16 protein-coding genes and 1 pseudogene are annotated in these 17,504 nt (G+C 65.4%); 8 read left to right on the top strand and 9 right to left on the bottom strand.

What is annotated here, in order from left to right; all coding sequences use genetic code 11:
* The first annotated feature begins 43 nt into the window (after positions 1-43).
* On the top strand, positions 44-268 hold the full coding sequence (locus NY08_RS26420; RefSeq protein WP_230596806.1) for a hypothetical protein: 225 nt from the start codon (positions 44-46) through the stop codon (positions 266-268).
* Between the two features lie 163 nt (positions 269-431).
* Here NY08_RS26420 and pnuC read toward each other — a convergent pair whose 3' ends face one another.
* Entirely contained in the window at positions 432-1,085 is a 654-nt protein-coding gene (gene pnuC / locus NY08_RS11165; protein ID WP_032396227.1) for a nicotinamide riboside transporter PnuC, read from the bottom strand.
* Positions 1,086-1,092: 7 nt separating this feature from the next.
* Positions 1,093-2,787: a peptide chain release factor 3 gene (locus NY08_RS11160; RefSeq protein WP_094645623.1), complete on the bottom strand. Its 1,695-nt coding sequence runs from the start codon at positions 2,785-2,787 to the stop codon at positions 1,093-1,095.
* A 145-nt stretch (positions 2,788-2,932) separates the two neighbouring features.
* Between NY08_RS11160 and NY08_RS11155 the strand changes: the two genes are divergently transcribed.
* Positions 2,933-4,567 (top strand): fatty acyl-AMP ligase, encoded by a 1,635-nt coding sequence (locus NY08_RS11155; RefSeq protein ID WP_045196404.1) that lies wholly within the window; start codon positions 2,933-2,935, stop codon positions 4,565-4,567.
* Between the two features lie 101 nt (positions 4,568-4,668).
* Here the strand turns inward: NY08_RS11155 and pth are convergent, their stop codons facing one another.
* The 3 genes from pth to NY08_RS11140 form a co-directional block, all read right to left on the bottom strand.
* Positions 4,669-5,256, bottom strand: coding sequence for an aminoacyl-tRNA hydrolase (gene pth / locus NY08_RS11150; protein ID WP_045200214.1), 588 nt, complete (start codon positions 5,254-5,256; stop codon positions 4,669-4,671).
* Between the two features lie 87 nt (positions 5,257-5,343).
* Positions 5,344-6,006, bottom strand: a complete 663-nt coding sequence (locus NY08_RS11145; RefSeq protein WP_045196402.1) for a 50S ribosomal protein L25/general stress protein Ctc — start codon at positions 6,004-6,006, stop codon at positions 5,344-5,346.
* Positions 6,007-6,196: 190 nt separating this feature from the next.
* Entirely contained in the window at positions 6,197-6,793 is a 597-nt protein-coding gene (locus tag NY08_RS11140) for a TetR/AcrR family transcriptional regulator (protein WP_045196400.1), read from the bottom strand.
* Between the two features lie 73 nt (positions 6,794-6,866).
* On the opposite strand from NY08_RS11140, the gene NY08_RS11135 reads away from it, so the two are divergent.
* Positions 6,867-7,802 carry a DMT family transporter gene (locus NY08_RS11135; protein WP_045196398.1) on the top strand — a complete coding sequence of 312 codons (936 nt, stop codon included), beginning with the start codon at positions 6,867-6,869 and terminating at the stop codon, positions 7,800-7,802.
* Here the strand turns inward: NY08_RS11135 and NY08_RS11130 are convergent.
* Positions 7,745-8,914, bottom strand: a complete 1,170-nt coding sequence (locus NY08_RS11130) for an aminotransferase class V-fold PLP-dependent enzyme (RefSeq protein WP_045196396.1) — start codon at positions 8,912-8,914, stop codon at positions 7,745-7,747. The genes NY08_RS11135 and NY08_RS11130 overlap by 58 nt on opposite strands.
* Positions 8,915-9,061: 147 nt before the next feature.
* Here NY08_RS11130 and egtA point away from each other — a divergent pair, with 147 nt between their 5' ends.
* The 4 genes and pseudogenes from egtA (at position 9,062) to egtD (ending at position 13,330) form a co-directional block, all read left to right on the top strand.
* Positions 9,062-10,318, top strand: coding sequence for an ergothioneine biosynthesis glutamate--cysteine ligase EgtA (gene egtA / locus NY08_RS11125; RefSeq protein WP_045196395.1), 1,257 nt, complete (start codon positions 9,062-9,064; stop codon positions 10,316-10,318).
* Positions 10,315-11,619 carry an ergothioneine biosynthesis protein EgtB gene (egtB, locus tag NY08_RS11120; protein ID WP_200893188.1) on the top strand — a complete coding sequence of 435 codons (1,305 nt, stop codon included), beginning with the start codon at positions 10,315-10,317 and terminating at the stop codon, positions 11,617-11,619. The genes egtA and egtB overlap by 4 nt, the downstream gene beginning before the upstream one ends.
* Positions 11,620-12,368, top strand: a pseudogene (gene egtC, locus NY08_RS11115) (ergothioneine biosynthesis protein EgtC).
* Entirely contained in the window at positions 12,365-13,330 is a 966-nt protein-coding gene (egtD, locus tag NY08_RS11110) for an L-histidine N(alpha)-methyltransferase (RefSeq protein WP_045196391.1), read from the top strand. The pseudogene egtC and the gene egtD overlap by 4 nt, the downstream one beginning before the upstream one ends.
* 12 nt (positions 13,331-13,342) lie before the next feature.
* Here egtD and NY08_RS11105 read toward each other — a convergent pair whose 3' ends face one another.
* Positions 13,343-14,194 (bottom strand): helix-turn-helix transcriptional regulator, encoded by an 852-nt coding sequence (locus tag NY08_RS11105; RefSeq protein ID WP_045196389.1) that lies wholly within the window; start codon positions 14,192-14,194, stop codon positions 13,343-13,345.
* Between the two features lie 102 nt (positions 14,195-14,296).
* Between NY08_RS11105 and NY08_RS11100 the strand changes: the two genes are divergently transcribed.
* Positions 14,297-15,292 carry an aldo/keto reductase gene (locus NY08_RS11100; protein WP_045200213.1) on the top strand — a complete coding sequence of 332 codons (996 nt, stop codon included), beginning with the start codon at positions 14,297-14,299 and terminating at the stop codon, positions 15,290-15,292.
* Between the two features lie 73 nt (positions 15,293-15,365).
* On the opposite strand, the gene NY08_RS11095 is transcribed toward NY08_RS11100, so the two are convergent.
* Positions 15,366-16,745: an ABC transporter permease gene (locus tag NY08_RS11095; protein WP_045196388.1), complete on the bottom strand. Its 1,380-nt coding sequence runs from the start codon at positions 16,743-16,745 to the stop codon at positions 15,366-15,368.
* Positions 16,742-17,494, bottom strand: a complete 753-nt coding sequence (locus tag NY08_RS11090) for an ABC transporter ATP-binding protein (RefSeq protein ID WP_082073773.1) — start codon at positions 17,492-17,494, stop codon at positions 16,742-16,744. The genes NY08_RS11095 and NY08_RS11090 overlap by 4 nt, the downstream gene beginning before the upstream one ends.
* Positions 17,495-17,504: the final 10 nt, after the last annotated feature.

The raw sequence follows: 17,504 nt of genomic DNA, 5'->3' as shown, positions 1-17,504 counted from the left end.
CTTCTCTGGACGACGTCGATCCGCGCGGGGGGTCGTTGAATCCGTGACGGACGACGTTGCTGGTGCAGGCGTTGTTGCGGACGCCTTATCGGTGGACGTGGCCACTGCCTCCGAATTCTCGGTGGTAGAGGTCTCGGCCGCCTTCTCGGCGGGCGCTGCCGCCGAAGAATCGGTGCGGCCACCGGCGGGTGAAGTGGAGTCGGACTTCGGCGGCGTCGCCAAACGATGCGCAGGAACGCCACCGACCTTGATCCCGGCCAATGGGTAGTTCGATCCCTTAGTCATGTCGTTTTCCACTTCATTGTGATCCCAGGTGGTTCCGCGCCGAGATGTCACGATCGGGCATCGATCAGGACGGGCTACTCGGCGTCGAGCACGCAGAAACGTACTCGAAGTTTGTTCGGACACGCTGAGAGTATCATCACGATTGTTTACGACGCCATTTTTTGACCGAAGTTCTTGTTCTGAACTCTGAACCACACGGCAAAACCCCAGGCCACGAACGCGGCATACACCAGGTAGAGAACCGCGGAGGGATAAAACCCGGCGACGATCAGCAGCGGAACGCCCACGATGTCCACCGCGATCCAGATCAGCCAGAACTCGGTGAGTCCACGCGCCATTCCGAAGGTCGCCAGCATGGATCCGGTGAAGATCCACGCGTCGGCCCACTTGCCGAACGAGCCGAGGTAGCCGAACAGTTGCGCGAACAGCACCGTGCCGACGATCGCGACGACGATCATCGCGGTCCGCTCCCGCGCCGTGCCCCACCGCGGTAGAACCGCTGCCCCCGACCGTTTGGAGTCCCGCAGCCAACGCATCAACCCGTAGACGCTCACCGCGATGAACATCAGTTGTCGCCCGGCCTGGCCGTACAGATCGAGAGCCTGCGGAGTGTGGAACACGCCGCCGAGGAAGACCGTGAACAGCAGCGCATTGCCGATGATCCCCACCGGCCACGCCCACACGACGCGCCGCATCCCGCCGATCGCCGAGAGCAAGCCGAAACCGTTGCCGACCACCTCACGCCACAGAATCGGGTGCCCCAGTACGGAGAACTCTGCGTCGAGCAGATCGATCAGCACGCCGGTGCTACTGATCACCCGCGGCGACGAGTGGTTCGAGAGTCAGCTCGGGCATCTCCTTCTGGATGTACTGCAGACGCCACTTGTCGCTCACCAGTGCCAGCAGCGCACCGTCGGTGCGGGTGAAGACCTCGACACCGCGCTGGCGACCCAACTCGACGGCCGAGGCCGCGTCGGTGCGTCGGGCAAGGGAGTATCCGAGCGGTTCCATTCGGGCGTCGACGCCGAACTCGGTCTTCATTCGTGCGGTGACCACCTCGAACTGCATGGGTCCGACGGCGGCGAGCACGGGGGAGGCGTCGCCGCGAATGTCGTTGCGCAGCACCTGAACCACGCCTTCGGAGTCGAGTTGCTCGACGGCCCGGCGGAACTTCTTGTACTTGTCGGCGCTGTCGACCCGCAGTGCCGAGAAGTGCTCGGGCGCAAACGACGGAATGGGCGGGAACTCGACCTTCTTGTCGGTGTAGAGCGTGTGCCCCGGGGCGAGTGCGGTCGCGTTGACGAGGCCGACGATGTCTCCCGGATAGGCGTTCTCGACGGTCGTACGATCGCGACCGAACACAGTCAACGCGTACTTGGTGGTGAACGGCTTCTTGGTTTGCGAGTGGGTGACGACCATGCCGCGCTCGAACACTCCGGAGACCACGCGCATGAACGCCAGGCGGTCGCGGTGCGCGGTGTCCATGCCTGCCTGCACCTTGAACACGACGGCGCTGAACGGATCGGTGACCTCGCGTACCCCGCCCGAGACGTCGTCGCGCGCGCCGGGGGCGGGTGCCAGAGCGACGAGGGTGTCGAGAATCTGCCGGACGCCGAAGTTGAGCATCGCGGAGCCGAAGATCACCGGCGACGTCTGACCGGCCAGGAACATCTCCTGATCGTGTTGCTGACCGCTCGAGATCAGCAAATCACTTTCCTCGACGGCGGTGTCCCAGTCGACGCCCTCACGTTCGGCGGCGGCCTCGGCCGTCATGAATTCCTCGGGCGCGATGGTCGCACCACCGGCGGTACGGGTGAACCGGATGTAGCTCCCGTCCTGTACGTCGAGCAGGCCGCGGAAGTCGCCGGCGATCCCGACGGGCCAGTAGAGAGGCGTCGGAGTCAGGCCGATCCGCGACTCGATCTCGTCGAGCAGCTCGAGCGGCGACTGGCCCGGGCGGTCCCACTTGTTGATGACGGTGATGACCGGGATGCCGAACTGGCGGCACACCTGGAACAGCTTGAGGGTCTGCGGCTCCAGACCCTTGGCGGCGTCGATCAGCATCACGGCCGCGTCGACGGCGGTGAGCACGCGGTAGGTGTCCTCGGAGAAGTCGGCGTGGCCGGGGGTGTCGACGAGGTTGATGACGTTGGTGATCTCCGCGTCGGGGGAGGTCTGGTAATTGAACTGCAGCGCAGTCGAACTCACCGAGATGCCACGGGCCTTCTCCATCTCCATCCAGTCGGAGACGGTGGAGCGGCGGCCGGCTTTGCCGTGGATGGCTCCGGCCTCGGAGATGACGCGCGCATGCAGGGCGAGGGCCTCGGTGAGCGTCGACTTGCCGGCGTCGGGGTGCGAGATCACCGCGAATGTTCGACGCCTCGCGACCTCGGTCTCGAGCTCTGTGGCCCGGCTGCGGGTGGTTCCGGACTCGTCGAGCGCTGCCGGTCCGGACCCGTCGATCGTGGCGTCGACGTCGGGGGTACTGGACGGGGTGCTCACGAAAACCTCATTCTCCTAGCAAGGGCGGCACCGAATCGGGTGCCGGGGCAGAAATCAAGGATACGCGGCCTGTTGCACCCTTCGGTCGGGGCGGGACTGCCTACTGTGGACGGTGGGCCGGGATTCCCTCACGAGGAGACGCGCGTTGAGCAAGTTCACCGAAGAGATGTTCGAGACCGCGAGCACCAGCAAGCACGGTCTGATCACCGGCGAGCCCGACGAGGCATTGCGACAGTCCTGGGGTGAAATCCACGAGCAGGCGCGTCGGATGGCAGGTGCGTTGGCCGACGAAGGCGTCGAACACGGGGATGCGATCGGCATCCTGGCCGGTCAGCCGGTCGACATCGCTCCGGCGTGCCAGGCGACCTGGATGCGCGGGGGATCGGTGACGATGCTGCATCAGCCGACACCGCGGACCGACCTCGCCGTCTGGGGTGAGGACACCGAGACCGTCGTGCGGATGATCGAGGCCAAGGCCGTGATCCTCGGGGCTCCGTTCGACATCGCCGCACCGGTGCTCGAGGAGCGCGGCATCACCGTGCTGAAGATCGAGGACATGAAGACCGGTCGCGACATCGATCCGGTGCCCACGTCCGAGTCCGATATCGCGTTGCAGCAGCTCACCTCCGGATCGACCGGTTCGCCGAAGGCCGTACGGATCACGCACGAGAACTTCTACGTCAATGCCTACGCGATGATCGACCGCATCGAATTCGATGTCGAAACCGATGTGATGGTCAGTTGGCTGCCGCTGTTCCACGACATGGGCATGGTGGGCTTCCTGTCGGTGCCCATGCAGGTCGGTGCCGAGGTCGTCAGTATCACTCCGCTGGACTTCCTGCGCTCGCCGCTGTTGTGGGCCAAACTGATTCACAAGTACCGCGGAACCGTCACGGCAGCACCCAATTTCGCCTACTCGCTGCTGGCGCGGCGGCTCGGTCAGGCGGAGGACGACCTGGACCTCGACCTGTCGACTCTGCGCTACGCCTGGAACGGAGCCGAGCCGGTCGATCCGGACACCATGATCGCGCTCGCCGAGGCCGGAGCCCGGTACAAGCTGAACCCACTCGCGCTGGCTCCGGTCTACGGAATGGCGGAAACGACTCTGGCAGTGTCGATTCCGAACCCCGATCAGGGGCAGGTGATCGACGTGGTCGACGCGGACCTGCTCGAGACCCTCGGTCGTGCCGTGCCCTCCACTCGCGGTAACACCCGATCGCTGGCAACGCTCGGCAAGTTCGTTCCCGGGTTGGAGGGCCGTGTCGTGGACAAGGAGGGGCAGGTGCTCACCGCACGGGGCGTCGGCATCATCGAGGTGCGAGGCAAGGCCGTCACGCCCGGATACATCACCGTCGACGGCCCGGTGTCGACGCTCGACGCGGACGGCTGGCTCGACACCGGCGACGTCGGCTACATCACCGAGGACGAACTGGTGGTCGTCTGCGGGCGAATCAAGGACGTCATCATCATGGGTGGCCGCAACATCTATCCCACCGACATCGAACGGGCCGCGGGCACCGTCGCCGGTGTGCGGCCGGGCAATGCCGTGGCTATTCGGCTCGATGCCGGTGACAAACGCGAAAGTTTCGCGGTGGCTGTGGAAACCAACGACATCGACAAGCCGGACGAGGTCAGGCGCATCGAACGTGAAGTGATCCATGCCGTGCATTCGGAGGTCGGTGTGCGGCCGCGAACCGTCGCGGTGTTGGGGCCGGGCAGCATTCCGAAGACGTCGAGCGGCAAACTGCGGCGGGCAAATTCGGCGTCGCTGCTGACCTGAAACGGGCTGCAGACCTCACACCCTTCGTGCGGGGTGCGCGCGTGCGTTCGGAGACGAGAGCGGGCGCGCGCCTCACAACAGGGTCGCGCGGTTCGCCGGGATCAGCGCGGGTGCACCGTGTTCTGTGCGGCCTCCAGTCCGGCCGAGAGCAGGAGCTCGGCGGCGTCGGCTGCTTCCTCGACCACGACGCCGAGGTCCTTGCGCTCGGCAGCGGAGAACGGCTTGAGCACGAACGACGCCGGATCCATCCGTCCCGGTGGTCGCCCGACGCCGACGCGCACCCGCAGATAGTCCTTGGTGCTCAGGTGCTGCGAGATCGAGCGGAGGCCGTTGTGGCCGCCTTCGCCGCCGCCGAGTTTGAGTCGTAGAGCACCGAAGTCGATGTCCAACTCGTCGTGCACCACGACGATGTTCGCAGGCTCGATCGAGAAGAAGCGCGCCAACGCAGCCACTGGTTGGCCCGAGAGATTCATGAAGGTGCGCGGCTTGGCGATGACCACCGAGCGACTGCCGAGACGGGCCTGCACGATGTCGGAGTTGGACTTCTTGTGCGAGGAGAACGCGGAACCGATGCGTCCGGCCAGGGCGTCGGCCACCATGAATCCCACGTTGTGACGGGTCTTTTCGTACTGCGGGCCGGGATTGCCGAGGCCGACGATCAGGGTCGGCGCTGCGGGATCAACACTCACGGTCGTCATTGTCTCATCAGGCCTTCGAAACGAACGACGCGCTGCTCCCGAGGGAAGCAGCGCGCCGTCGAGCGTGCAGGTGAAGAATCAGCTCTCGTCGGAGCTGTCCTCGTCCGAGGACTCGGCTTCTTCCTGAGTCTCGGCTTCGCCCTCTTCGGAGATGGGCTCGGTGCCTTCGCCGTCGGCCTCGAGGTCTTCCTCGGACGGAGCCTCGACAACGTTCACGAGCAGCATCTCGCCGTCGGACACCAGCGTGACGCCGGACGGAAGGTCGAGGTCGGCTGCGGTGATCTGAGTACCGATCTGAGCCTCTTCGACGGAGACGACGAAGTTCTCCGGGATCTCCAGTGCGTCGGCCTCGATCTCGACCGCGGTCGAGTCGGTGGTGACCAGGGTGCCCGGTGCGGCGTCGCCCTCGACGATGATGTTGACCTCGACGGTGACGCGCTCGCCCTTCTTCAGGACGAGGAGGTCGGCATGCTCGATGCTACGACGGATCGGGTGCACGACGATCGACTTGGTCAGCGCCAGCTGCGTCTTGCCATCGATGTCGAGGGTCAGCACGGCGTTGGTGCCGTCGTTACGCAGTACGGCTGCGAACGCGCGAGCGTCCAGTGCGAGGTGCTGGGGGTCGGTGGCGTGTCCGTACAGAACGGCGGGAACGAGGCCGTCGCGACGGGTGCGGCGGGCGGCTCCCTTGCCGAATTCGGTGCGGACCTGTGCGGTGAGGTTGTTTACCTTCGATGCCATGGTGCTGGATGCTCCTGATAACTGTGGTTCGTGCGGCGTACTTCGTCGGGCGGTCAAGCTCGTCGGGGCGGACACGAACGAGCGCGGCCAACGGGGCCGAGCCGCGTCGATAACGGTGGATCCTGAAATCTGGATCTACCCTCGCCGAGACAACCTGGGAAACAATACACGATGCCGCGCAGTGGCTTGGTTATGCGCCCCCTGGGGCACCTGTCCGCACCACTGCGAGCGCAGCGAGCAGATCGAACGCGATGCCCCGCGCGACCACGATCGCGTCATCGCGAGCCCCCGCTGTGCCCATCACCACCGCGCCCTCGTGCAGTACCGACAGTCGGGTTCCGAGCTGCTCGGCATCGGGGTAACCGGCTTCGGTGGCCAATCGCGCGAACAACGATCTCGTCCATTCCTTCTCGGACTCGATGATCGCGAGCACCGGGCTGCCGGTTCCGCCGAACTCCGCGAAGGCGTTGACGAATCCGCAGCCGCGATGGTTGTCGCGCATCCACAGATCGAGGGCGTCGTACACCCCGAGGATGCGCGCGTCGCCTGATTCGAGGGATTCGACGTACCGGGTCACGTGATCGCACCACAGGCCGTATCGGCGGGTGAGGTACCGCTGCACCAGGCCGTCCTTGGAGCCGAAACGGTCGTACAGCGTCTTCTTCGTGGTGCCGGCCTCCTCCGCGATGAGGTCGACTCCGACGGCGCGAATCCCGCGGGCGTAGAACAGGTCGCTGGCGACGGTCAGGATGCGTTCTCCGGCGGGGGTGAGCGGCTTGTCGAGCATGGTTGCCTTTCGAAAGCGCTGGTGAGCGGCAGGTGCACTGCGAGTATACAGACCTGTATGTTTACATCGCTTCATGAGATCGAGAGTCGACGTCATTGCAGGTACAGCACTGGTGGTGCTGTGGAGTTCGGGCTTCATCGGAGCAGAGCTCGGAACCGCCGAGGCCCCGGCCCACACGCTGTTGGCCTGGCGCTACCTCGCCGCGGCGGCGTTGCTGATCGCGTGGTGCCGGTTCCGGAAACTGACCCCCACCTGGCATGCCATCCGAATCCATGCCGTCCTGGGCCTGTTCTGCCAGTTCCTTTACCTCGGTGCGACCATTACCGGCATCGGGATGGGCGTGCCGCCGGGCGTCGCCGCGTTGATCGCCGCGTTGCAGCCACTGGTGGTCGCGATGGCGTCGAGCACGATCTTCGGCGAACGCGTCGGACGACAGCAGGCCGTCGGACTCGTCGTCGGGATCGCGGGTGTCTCGCTGGTGGTGGTCGGAGACATGTCCGGTGCCGACCTCTCCTGGCCGGTCTACCTGCTCCCGGCCGCGGGAATGCTGGCTCTGTCGGTGGGCACGATCGGTCAACGAATGCTGGCACCGAAGGAGCCGATCGCCCTGGCGATGGCAATACAATGTTCGGTCAGCGCAGTTGGATTCATGACGTGGAGTGCGCTGGCCGGGGATGTCGAACCGCCGATGACGTCGGGTTTTCTCGCGGCTGTCGCCTGGACGGTCGTGCTGTCGACGTTCGGCGCGTACGGCGCGTACCTGTTCGTGGTGCGTCGCAACGGTCCGACGCGTGCCAGCGTGTTGCTCTACCTGACACCGCCGACGACGATGCTGTGGGCCTGGCTCATGTTCGGCGACGCGGTCACCTGGCTCGGGCTCGGTGGACTCGTGGTCTCGGCGATCGGGGTCGCCGCCTATGTGAGCGGAACTTCGACCCCTGCTACGAAGTGTCACTCACCTGCGAGCGCAGCGAGCATCGTGTCCAGTTCGGCGAACGCGACGAAATAGTGCGGAGATGCACGCACGACGGCGTCGAGTCCCCGGCCCGTCATGTCCAGACGCGTGGAACCGCGATGGCTGACGGTGACCGTCACGTTTCGTTCGGCCAGTCGGTCACGCACTGCCACGGGATCCTCGCCGTCGACGGTGAAGGATACGATGCCGCTCTTGCGGTCGCCGAGGTCGCGCACGGTCACCCCGGGAACCTTCCGAAGGCCCGAGCGGAGGTAGTCGGCACGTTCGACGACGGCGTCTTCGACTCGGTCGATACCGAGTTCGAGCAGGTAGTCGACGGCCGCACCGAGCGCGAGCCTGGCCGCGACGTCGCATTCCCAGAATTCGAATCGCGTGGCGTCGTCTGCCATCCGGTAGGTCCGTCCATCGGTCCACTCTGCGCTGTGCAGGTCCAGGGCCGGCGGATGCAGCGTCGACGCCAATCCCGGACGCAGGTAGAGGAAGCCCGTTCCGCGTGGGCCGCGTAACCATTTGCGGCCGGTGGCCGAGAGGGCGTCGACTCCCAACTCCTCGACGTCGACGCGCAGCTGCCCGATGGACTGGCAGGCGTCGAGCAGGACCAGTGCACCGTGCTGGTGGGCGAGATCGGCCACGGCACGGGCGGGATTGATCAGGCCGCCGTTCGTGGGGGCGTGCACCACCGAGATCAGTTTCACGCGGTCGTCGAGCATCGATTCCAGTGCGTCCAGGTCGATGCGTCCCGATGCGTCGCTCGGCATGACCTCGACGGTCGCTCCGGTGACTTCGGCGCGGTGGAGGGCGGAGATGGCATTGCTGGCGTACTCGGCCTGGCACAGCAGGATTCGGTCGCCGGCCGAGAGCGGCACCGAGTAGAAGAAGTCCGTCCAGGCCCGCGTCGCGGAATCGCTCAGTGCAATGCTCGACGCCTGCGCGCCGATCAATGTTGCAATCGAGGTCTTGACCGCGGCGAGGTCGTCGAGTCGTTCGTTCGCGGCCCGGTAGCCGCCGATCTCCGCTTCGCGGCGTAGATGCGCGATCGCGGTGTCGAGGACGACGGTCGGGGGCAACGAGGATCCGGCGCTGTCGAGAAACACGCGGCTCGACGCACCTGGGGTGTCGCGTCGAATGCGGTCGTGATCGAGCATCGGTCGTCCTTTCGGTTGCGAACTCTCGGGCACCAGAGTTCCACAATCGGTAGCCTCGACCGGACGAGGGATCGCGGCGTTTTCGATCCTCGCAGCTGGGTACGTTCTCCGAGCGGAGAACGTGTTGAGTGCGGAAAGAAGGAATGAGTGTCGTCCAACGAGAAGTCTCTCGGGCTGAGCTCGCGCCCGGCAGCAGAGGCATACGTGTCGAAGGTGTGTTTCAAGCTGGGGCCACCGGCACTCGTCGGTGCCGAACTCGAGTGGCTCACCGCCCTCGACGACGGAACCCGTCCGACCCTCTCGGCTCTGGCCGATGCGCTCGGTGTTCACTCCCCGCGCAGTATCGATCCCGAATCACCCGCCCTGTCGTTGCCGGGCGGAAGCATCGTTACCGTCGAACCCGGCGGTCAGGTCGAATTGTCCAGTTCGCCTTATGTATCCGTTTCTCGACTCGCGCCGATGCTCGACGCCGATGCCCAGCGGCTGCGGAACATCCTCGGTGATGCCGGCATCGACATGGCGTCCGTTCCGGCCGATACCGCTCGGGCACCGGAACGCCTCCTCGTCCTCCCGCGGTACTGTGCGATGGAGAATCGGTTCACCACCATCGGCCCCTTCGGGAAGTTGATGATGTGCAACACCGCTGCGGCTCAGGTGAGCGTCGACGCCGGACGTGATCGCGCCGAGGTCGCCGCGCGCTGGCACATGCTCCACGTCATCGGTCCTGCCTTCGTGTGCGCGTTCGCCCGATCTCCTGAACTCGCCGGAGCACCTGCCGGCGACTGGGCATCGCAGCGGATGCGAACCTGGCTCGAACTCGACTCCAGCAGAACCGATTCCAGCAGAACTGCGGTTCCGAACACCGGTGACCCGATTGCCGACTACGCACGCTGGGCACTCGACGTTCCATTGCTCTGCATCCAGGGCATCACGCAGAACTGGGAAGCACCTGCGGGCACCACGTTCGCTCAGTGGATGGACGATCCCGGCATCGTCGGACGCGCGCCGACCTACAGTGACCTCGATTATCACCTGACCACCCTGTTCCCCAAGGTGCGCGCCTGTGGGCACTTCGAGATTCGCTATCTCGATGCGCAGCCGGACGGTCAGTGGGTGGTTCCGGCCGCGGCGTTCGAGGCGCTGTTGTCCACACCCGAACTGGTGGCTCGCGCCACCGAGATCGGCGGCGGAACGGCGGGACGGTGGCTCGACGCGGCCCGCTTCGGGTTGGCCGACGACGACCTCCTTGCGGCGGCAACCGAATTGCTCCAACTCGCCGCGGAGGTCGGCGGCGAGTACTCCGAGTTGCTGTCGGCGGCATCTCGCCGATGCGGTGCGGGCGAGCCCCCCAGTGAATTCGACACGGCGACACAGGAATTTCGGACTCGAAAGGAATCGGTGTGAGCGCCGAACAACTCAGGAACAGAATCGAAACGGTCCTCACTCGCAGTCGTGCCCGCAGCGGCGCACTCACCGACTGTGTGGACGAGACCGAACTGATGGCACAGCATTCGCCGTTGATGAGCCCGCTGGTGTGGGATCTCGCGCACATCGGCAGTCAAGAGGAGCTCTGGCTCGTACGCGACGTCGGTGGCCGCGATCCCGTCCGTCCGGACATCGACGAGCTGTACGACGCGTTCAAGCACTCGCGGTCTTCGCGTACGTCGCTTCCCTTGCTCACTCCGGACGAGGCGCGCGTCTACGTCCGGACCGTGCGCGACAAGGCCTGGGATGTGCTCGATCACAGCACTTTCGAGGGTCGACCGGTCGAGAAGCACGGTTTCGCGTTCGGCATGATCGCCCAGCACGAACAGCAGCACGACGAGACCATGCTCGCGACCCATCAATTGCGTTCGGGGCCCGCGGTTCTCACGGCTCCTGCGCCACCGGCCTCGGTGGTGCCGGTGTCGGGTGAGGCCGTCATCGCGGGTGGTCCGTTCTCGATGGGGACCTCGCTCGACCCGTGGGCACTGGACAACGAGCGACCGGCTCATTCGGTGCACGTACCCACCTTCGCCATCGACCGGGCACCGATCACCAACGCGCAGTTCATGGACTTCATCGCCGACGGCGGTTACCGACGCCGCGAACTGTGGACCGAGAAGGGTTGGCAGCATCGCGTCGACGCGAACCTGACCGCGCCACAGTTCTGGGAGTCCGACTCCGACGGAACGTGGTGGCGTCGCAGTTTCGGGGTGTCCAAGAAGGTTCGCCCGCAGCAGCCCGTAGTGCACGTGTGCTGGTTCGAGGCCGACGCCTACGCCCGCTGGGCAGGCAAGCGACTGCCGACGGAGGCCGAGTGGGAGAAGGCCGCGCGTTTCGACGCCGACACTCGCACCAGCAACGCGTACCCGTGGGGCGACGCCGAACCCACTGCAGCACATGCCAATCTGAATCAGCGGCATCTGGAACCGGCAGACGTCGGCGCATATCCCGAGGGTGCCTCCCCTGCCGGCGTGCACCAACTCATCGGTGACGTATGGGAATGGACTTCCTCGGATTTCGAGCCGTACCCCGGATTCGAGGCGTTTCCGTACGCCGAGTACTCCGAGGTGTTTCTCCGCGGCGACTACAAGGTGTTGCGCGGCGGCTCGTTCGGCACCGACGAGGTCGCGTGCCGAGGCACGTTCCGCAACTGGGACCATCCGATCCGACGCCAGATCTTCAGCGGATTCCGGTTGGCCCGCGACGTCGAGCCCAGCTGAATGTGCCGACATCTCGGGTATCTCGGCCCTCTCACGTCCGTCGGGGGAGTGCTCACCGGCGGCGATCACAGTTTGCGGGTGCAGTCGTATGCCCCCGACGACATGCGCGGCGGGGCACCATCAATGCCGATGGCTTCGGGGTCGCATGGTGGCAGGCCGGTTCGGTTCGCAGCTACCGCAACGCCATGCCGATCTGGAGCGACCCTGCGGTCGACGATGTTCTGCCGCAGCTCGATTCGACGTCGGTGATCGCCGCCGTGCGATCGGCAACGGTGGGAATGCCGGTGGAGCGATCGGCCTGCGCACCGTTCACCGACGGCCGGTGGGCATTCAGTCACAACGGTGTGGTCCGCGGCTGGCCCCACTCACTGACCGACCTGTGGTCCGAGGTGCCGCCCGAAGATGCACTCACGTTGCCGGCTCCGACCGACGCGGCCGCAGTCTGGATCGTGCTGCGGCAGTTGCTCGCAACCCTCGAACCGCCGGCAGCGCTTGCCGCTGTGGTTCGGCGTATCGAGGCGCGCGCACCGGGGTCCAGGCTCAACTTTCTCCTCGGCGACGGGGAGAATTTGTACGCCACCGCAGTGCGTCACGCACTGTCCGTCCGCAGTTCCGGTGACGCCGTCACGATCGCGTCCGAACCCACCGACGACAATTCCGACTGGACGCCCGTCGACGACCGCAGTCTCGTCGTTGCCACGGCGTCCGAGTTCACCGTTTCCCGTCTCGACGAAGAGGAGCACACATGAGCACTGTCGAGGTACACCTCGCTGACACGGCACTGGTGGACGAACTGCGTAAGGACGTGCGAGACGGGTTGACGTCCACGCCGAAGTGGCTCTCGCCCAAGTACTTCTACGACGCCGTGGGCAGCGAGCTGTTCGAGCGGATCACCGAGCTGCCCGAGTACTATCCGACCCGCACCGAACGTGCCCTGCTCGAAGAGCATGCCCTCGACATCGCCGAGGCGACCGAATCCACCATGTTGATCGAGCTCGGGTCGGGCTCGTCGGAGAAGTCGAAGATCCTGCTCGCTGCAGGGGCCAAGCACGGTTGGTTGAACACCTATGTGCCGCAGGATGTGTCGGTCACTGCGCTCGAGGGAGCCATCGAGCAGATCGCCCAGGAGTTTCCCGCCCTCGAGGTGCGCGGCATCGTCAGCGACTTCACCGACACTCTGCACAATCTGCCCGGCGGGGGCGCACGCACCATCGCGTTTCTCGGTGGCACCCTGGGCAACCTCATTCCCGAGGAGCGCGAGGACTTTCTGAAGGCGATCGCAGGCGCGCTCGATCCAGGGGAGCACCTACTCCTCGGCGTCGGACTGGTCATCGACCCGGACGTGCTGGTTCCGGCGTACGACGACGCGGCGGGGGTGACGGCGCAGTTCAATCGAAACGTGCTGTCGGTGATCAACTCTCGCCTGGGTGGCACTTTCGATTCCGATGCGTTCGAGCACGTCGCGCTGTGGAACGCCGAGCAGGAGTGGATCGAGATGCGACTGCGGGCGACATCGACGCAGGAGGTGTATATCGCCGATCTCGATCTGCACGTGCATTTCGAGGCGGGCGAGGAACTGCGCACCGAGATCTCGGCGAAGTTCCGACCGGACGGCATCACCGAAGAACTGGCTGCAGCGGGATTCGGCGTCGAGCATCTGTGGTCCGACTCCGATTCGCGGTTCGCGCTGATTCTTGCGGGTCGAGTGTGAACGAGCCCTCGACTACTCGGAGGCAGTGATGCCCAGGTGCTGAGTACCGATGACCCCGAGCAGATTCAATTTCTCGCGGGCGTCGGTTCCCGGCTGCGGCGAATAGACCAGGAGATGCTGGCCCTCTCTCTGGGTCACGAGGGTCTCGCAGTGAACGGCGATCACGCCGAGTTCGGGATTCACGAAGCGTTTGGACGCCGACGTCTTGTACGCGACTCGGTGCTCGCTCCATATCGTCTCGAACTCGGAGCTGGCGGCGCGTAGACGCTCGACCAGTACAGCGACCTCGGGATCGCCCGCTCGCCTGGCCGACACTGCTCGGAGATCGGCTACGTGTTTGTGGCCCATCCGATCCCAGTCCTCGCGGACGAAGTTGCGGCGCGTGCCGGGATCGGTGAACCACCGCCACACCACGTACCTGTCGAGCCCGGTGTACGTGCGCGGGTCCTCGGCCAGCGCGAGGTACATCGCGTTGTGCGCCAGGATCTCGCCGAGGTCTGTCACGACGCAGGCCGGCGTGTCGTCGAGCTTGGTCAGCAGGTGCATCAGGCCGGGCCCGACGTGCTTGTCCGCGCCGACACGGGTGGGCGGTGCCTGGCCGGCGAGGATGTAGAGATGGTCGCGCTCGTCGTCGTCCAATCTCAGCGCGCGGGCGAGCGAACCGAGAATCTGCGTGGACGGATGCGGCCCGCGACGCTGTTCGAGGCGGGTGTAGTAATCGGTGGACATCCCGGCCAGCAGTGCCACTTCGTCGCGGCGCAGCCCCGGCGTGCGGCGGCGCGGTCCGGGTGACACACCGACGTCCTCGGGCGTCAGCAGCGCCCGTCGTCGTCGGAGAAAGTCGGCCAGTTCGTCACGTTCCACTCGCTCAGTGTCCACCGAATCGTCGAGCCGAACCAGGGACGGGCAGTCCCCTGACAACCGCTCTCTGGCGCGACAATCGCCACAGAGCACACAGTGGACTTCATGAACAGAACACGATTGGGAAATACCGGACCCACGGTGTCGCGCATCGGTCTCGGTGCCATGGGTATGTCCGGCGCATACGGCGATTCCAGCGACGGCGAATCGATCCGCACCATCCACGCTGCGCTCGACGCCGGCGTCGACCTGGTCGACACAGGCGACTTCTACGGTGCCGGCCACAACGAGATGCTCATCGGTCGGGCACTGCGCGAGCGCAACCGCGACGAGGTCGTGCTGTCGGTGAAGTTCGGGGCACTACGTGGACCCGACGGAAGCTGGCTCGGATTCGACGGCAGGCCGAACGCCGTCAAGAGCGCGCTGGGCTACACACTCGCACGGCTCGGCGTCGATCACATCGACATCTACCGACCCGCCCGACTGGATCCGCAGGTGCCGATCGAAGACACCGTCGGTGCCATAGCCGAGATGGTGGACGCGGGATACGTGCGACACATCGGCTTGTCCGAGATCGGGAGTGCGACGCTGCGTCGTGCCGCGGCGGTACACCCGATCTGCGACCTGCAGATCGAATACTCCATCGTCTCGCGTGGAATCGAGGACGACATCCTCGACACGGCCCGCGAGCTCGGTGTCGGTACCACCGCGTACGGCGTGCTTTCACGTGGGCTGCTGAGCGACACGTTCCGCACGTCCACTGTGTTGGCCGACAACGACTTCCGTGCACACAGCCCCCGATTCCAAGGGGAGAACCTGACGAGGAATCGCGAACTCGTGGAGTTGCTGGCCGAGATCGCGGACGAGCGCAACGTCTCGGTCGCACAACTGGCCATTGCCTGGGTCCTCTCCCGGGGTGACGACATCGTGCCCGTCGTCGGCGCACGAACCGTCGAGCGTTTGGCGGAAACCATTGCTGCATCGGAGATCTCGTTGACCTCCGAGGAGGTGTCGCGGATCGAGAGTAGCGTGCCGAAAGATGCGGTAGCGGGCGAGCGCTACGCCGAGGCGCAGATGGCGCAACTCGACAGCGAAGCCTGAGCAGAGGCGTCGGCCGGCGCGATGGTCTGTACCGCCGGGCCCTGGCAATCGCCGAGCGGTACAGACCTCGAGGTCAGACGTCCGCCAATGCAAGCACCGGTGAGATCTGATTGGCACGTCGCGCCGGAGTCAGTGACGCACCGAGGGCGAGGAGTCCACCGCACAGCACGGTTCCGGCGATGACGACCCACGGCAGAGTGGGGGCGGTGAGTCCACGCGAATCCAGCGAGCCCAGCAGCGATTGTGCTGCGGCCCAGCCGTAACCGATGCCGAGAATCAGACCGAAACCCATCGACGCGACCACCATCTGACTGCTCTCCGAGACGATCATCGTCCGAATCTGCTTGCGGGTGAATCCGAGTGCCCGCAGCAGACCGATCTCTCGGGTGCGCTGCAGAATGCTCAGCAGCAGATTGTTCACCATCCCGACTGCCGCGATCACAGCCGAGAACCCGATCAATCCGGTCATGATTCCCACCGTCACGGTGAGTACCTGGTCGACGGAGGCCTCGTCGTATTCGTCGACGAGCATCGACCGGTAGCTGTACATCGCGACGGCGAACGTGGTCACCAGCGTCACGCCGATCAGCAGTCCCACAGCGGTACGGGTACTGCGATCCGGGTAGCGAATTGCGTTGGCCGCAGCCAATCTTGCCGCAGGCCCCCGGCCGAACAGTCTCCCGACAAGCCTCAGCGTCGCGGGCAGTATTCGATAGGCACCGACCATGATTCCGGTGAACGACGCAACACCGCCGAGGAACGCCACCAGAACACCGGCCGGGTTCACCATCCCGACCAGGATCCCGAGCCCCAGCAGCGCCACTCCGCCTGCGATCAGCACGATCGACAGTGCCGTCCTGATACGCCGCGACCGCGGAGCCTCCACCCCCGTGTCGACGGCACCGCCGGTCGCCTGAACGGGTGTCACCTCCAGCACCTTTCGTGACCCGACATACGACGCGAGGGTCGTCGTCAGTACCACGATGACCACCGGCAGGATCACCAGCGGTTGAACGGACGTGTACTCCACATCGGGCAGCTGACCGGCCGAGACGGCGACCGCACGGGCCAGATGGCTGGCACCGACTCCGAGAACCGAACCGACCGCACCACCGAACAATCCGACGAGGAAGCCTTCCCTGGCCACCGATCGACGTAGGTCACGGGCCCGGGCACCCAGGAGTCGCAGAAGAGCAATCGTGCGCGTGCGTCCCGCGACGATCGTTGCGAACGTGTTCGAGGTGACCACTGCCGCGACATACAGCGCGAGACCGATGAACACCAGCGCCACGCTGTAGAGCGCCGTGACGGCGGCACCTTCCATGTCCCCGAAGATGTCGACCAGGAACGCCGTCGCCTGAATCAACACCACACCGAAGAACGACGCCAGCGACGTCACCAGAAGACTGGCGCCGTGCTCCTTCGACGCCCGAGCAGAAGTCACACCGTTCATGATGCGTGCTCCATTCCCAGCATGTAGCTCGAGATCTGCTCCGGCGTCGAACGTGGCAGTTCGTCTGCGATGCGGCCGTCGGCGAGGAAGACGATGCGATCGGCGTAGCTGGCCGCGATGGGGTCGTGGGTGACCATGACGATCGACTGACCGTACTCGCGCACCGCTGCGGCGAGTAGGCCGAGAACCTCACGGCCGGTTCGGGAATCGAGGTTGCCGGTGGGTTCGTCGGCGAAGATGAGGTGCGGCCGCGTACCGAGTGCGCGGGCGATCGCGACGCGCTGCTGCTGTCCACCCGAGAGCTGATGCGGGCGGTGGTTCACTCGCCCTCGCAATCCCAGAGTGTCGATGAGCTGCTCTGTCCATGCCGCCTCTTCGGCGGTGGGGGCGCGGCCGTCGAGCTCGAACGGCAGCAGGATGTTGCCCCGAACACCGAGGGTGGGAACGAGATTGAACGACTGGAAGATGAACCCGACCTGCGTGCGGCGCAACGTCGTCAGTGCGTCGTCGTTCGCGTCGGTGATGTCGGCACCGGCCAACATCAGATGCCCGGTGCTGGCGTTGTCCAAGCCCGCCATCACATGCATCAGAGTCGACTTGCCGGAACCGGACGGTCCCATGATGGCGGTGAACTGGCCGCCGTGAATGTCGAGAGAGACGTTGTCGAGGGCGCTGACCGGGTTGGACGAGTCACCGAAATACTTGCTGACCTGGAATGCCCGGGCGACCGGGGGGAGTGTTGTTGTCATGCCCACAACG

The organism is Rhodococcus sp. B7740, from assembly GCF_000954115.1.
Taxonomy (GTDB): Bacteria; Actinomycetota; Actinomycetes; order Mycobacteriales; family Mycobacteriaceae; genus Rhodococcoides.
The sequence above is the reverse complement of the archived record's forward strand: the minus strand, read 5'-3'. Positions and strand labels throughout refer to the sequence as shown.

What these genes read in the sequence shown, in the direction of transcription:
- NY08_RS11130 (WP_045196396.1), bottom strand. Translation starts at nt 8,914, where the DNA reads ATGCTCGATCACGACCGCATTCGACGCGACACCCCAGGTGCGTCGAGC.
- NY08_RS11135 (WP_045196398.1), top strand. Translation starts at nt 6,867, where the DNA reads ATGAGATCGAGAGTCGACGTCATTGCAGGTACAGCACTGGTGGTGCTG.
- egtD (WP_045196391.1), top strand. Translation starts at nt 12,365, where the DNA reads ATGAGCACTGTCGAGGTACACCTCGCTGACACGGCACTGGTGGACGAA.
- NY08_RS11095 (WP_045196388.1), bottom strand. Translation starts at nt 16,745, where the DNA reads ATGAACGGTGTGACTTCTGCTCGGGCGTCGAAGGAGCACGGCGCCAGT.
- NY08_RS11145 (WP_045196402.1), bottom strand. Translation starts at nt 6,006, where the DNA reads ATGGCATCGAAGGTAAACAACCTCACCGCACAGGTCCGCACCGAATTC.
- NY08_RS11140 (WP_045196400.1), bottom strand. Translation starts at nt 6,793, where the DNA reads ATGCTCGACAAGCCGCTCACCCCCGCCGGAGAACGCATCCTGACCGTC.
- NY08_RS11090 (WP_082073773.1), bottom strand. Translation starts at nt 17,494, where the DNA reads ATGACAACAACACTCCCCCCGGTCGCCCGGGCATTCCAGGTCAGCAAG.
- NY08_RS11100 (WP_045200213.1), top strand. Translation starts at nt 14,297, where the DNA reads ATGAACAGAACACGATTGGGAAATACCGGACCCACGGTGTCGCGCATC.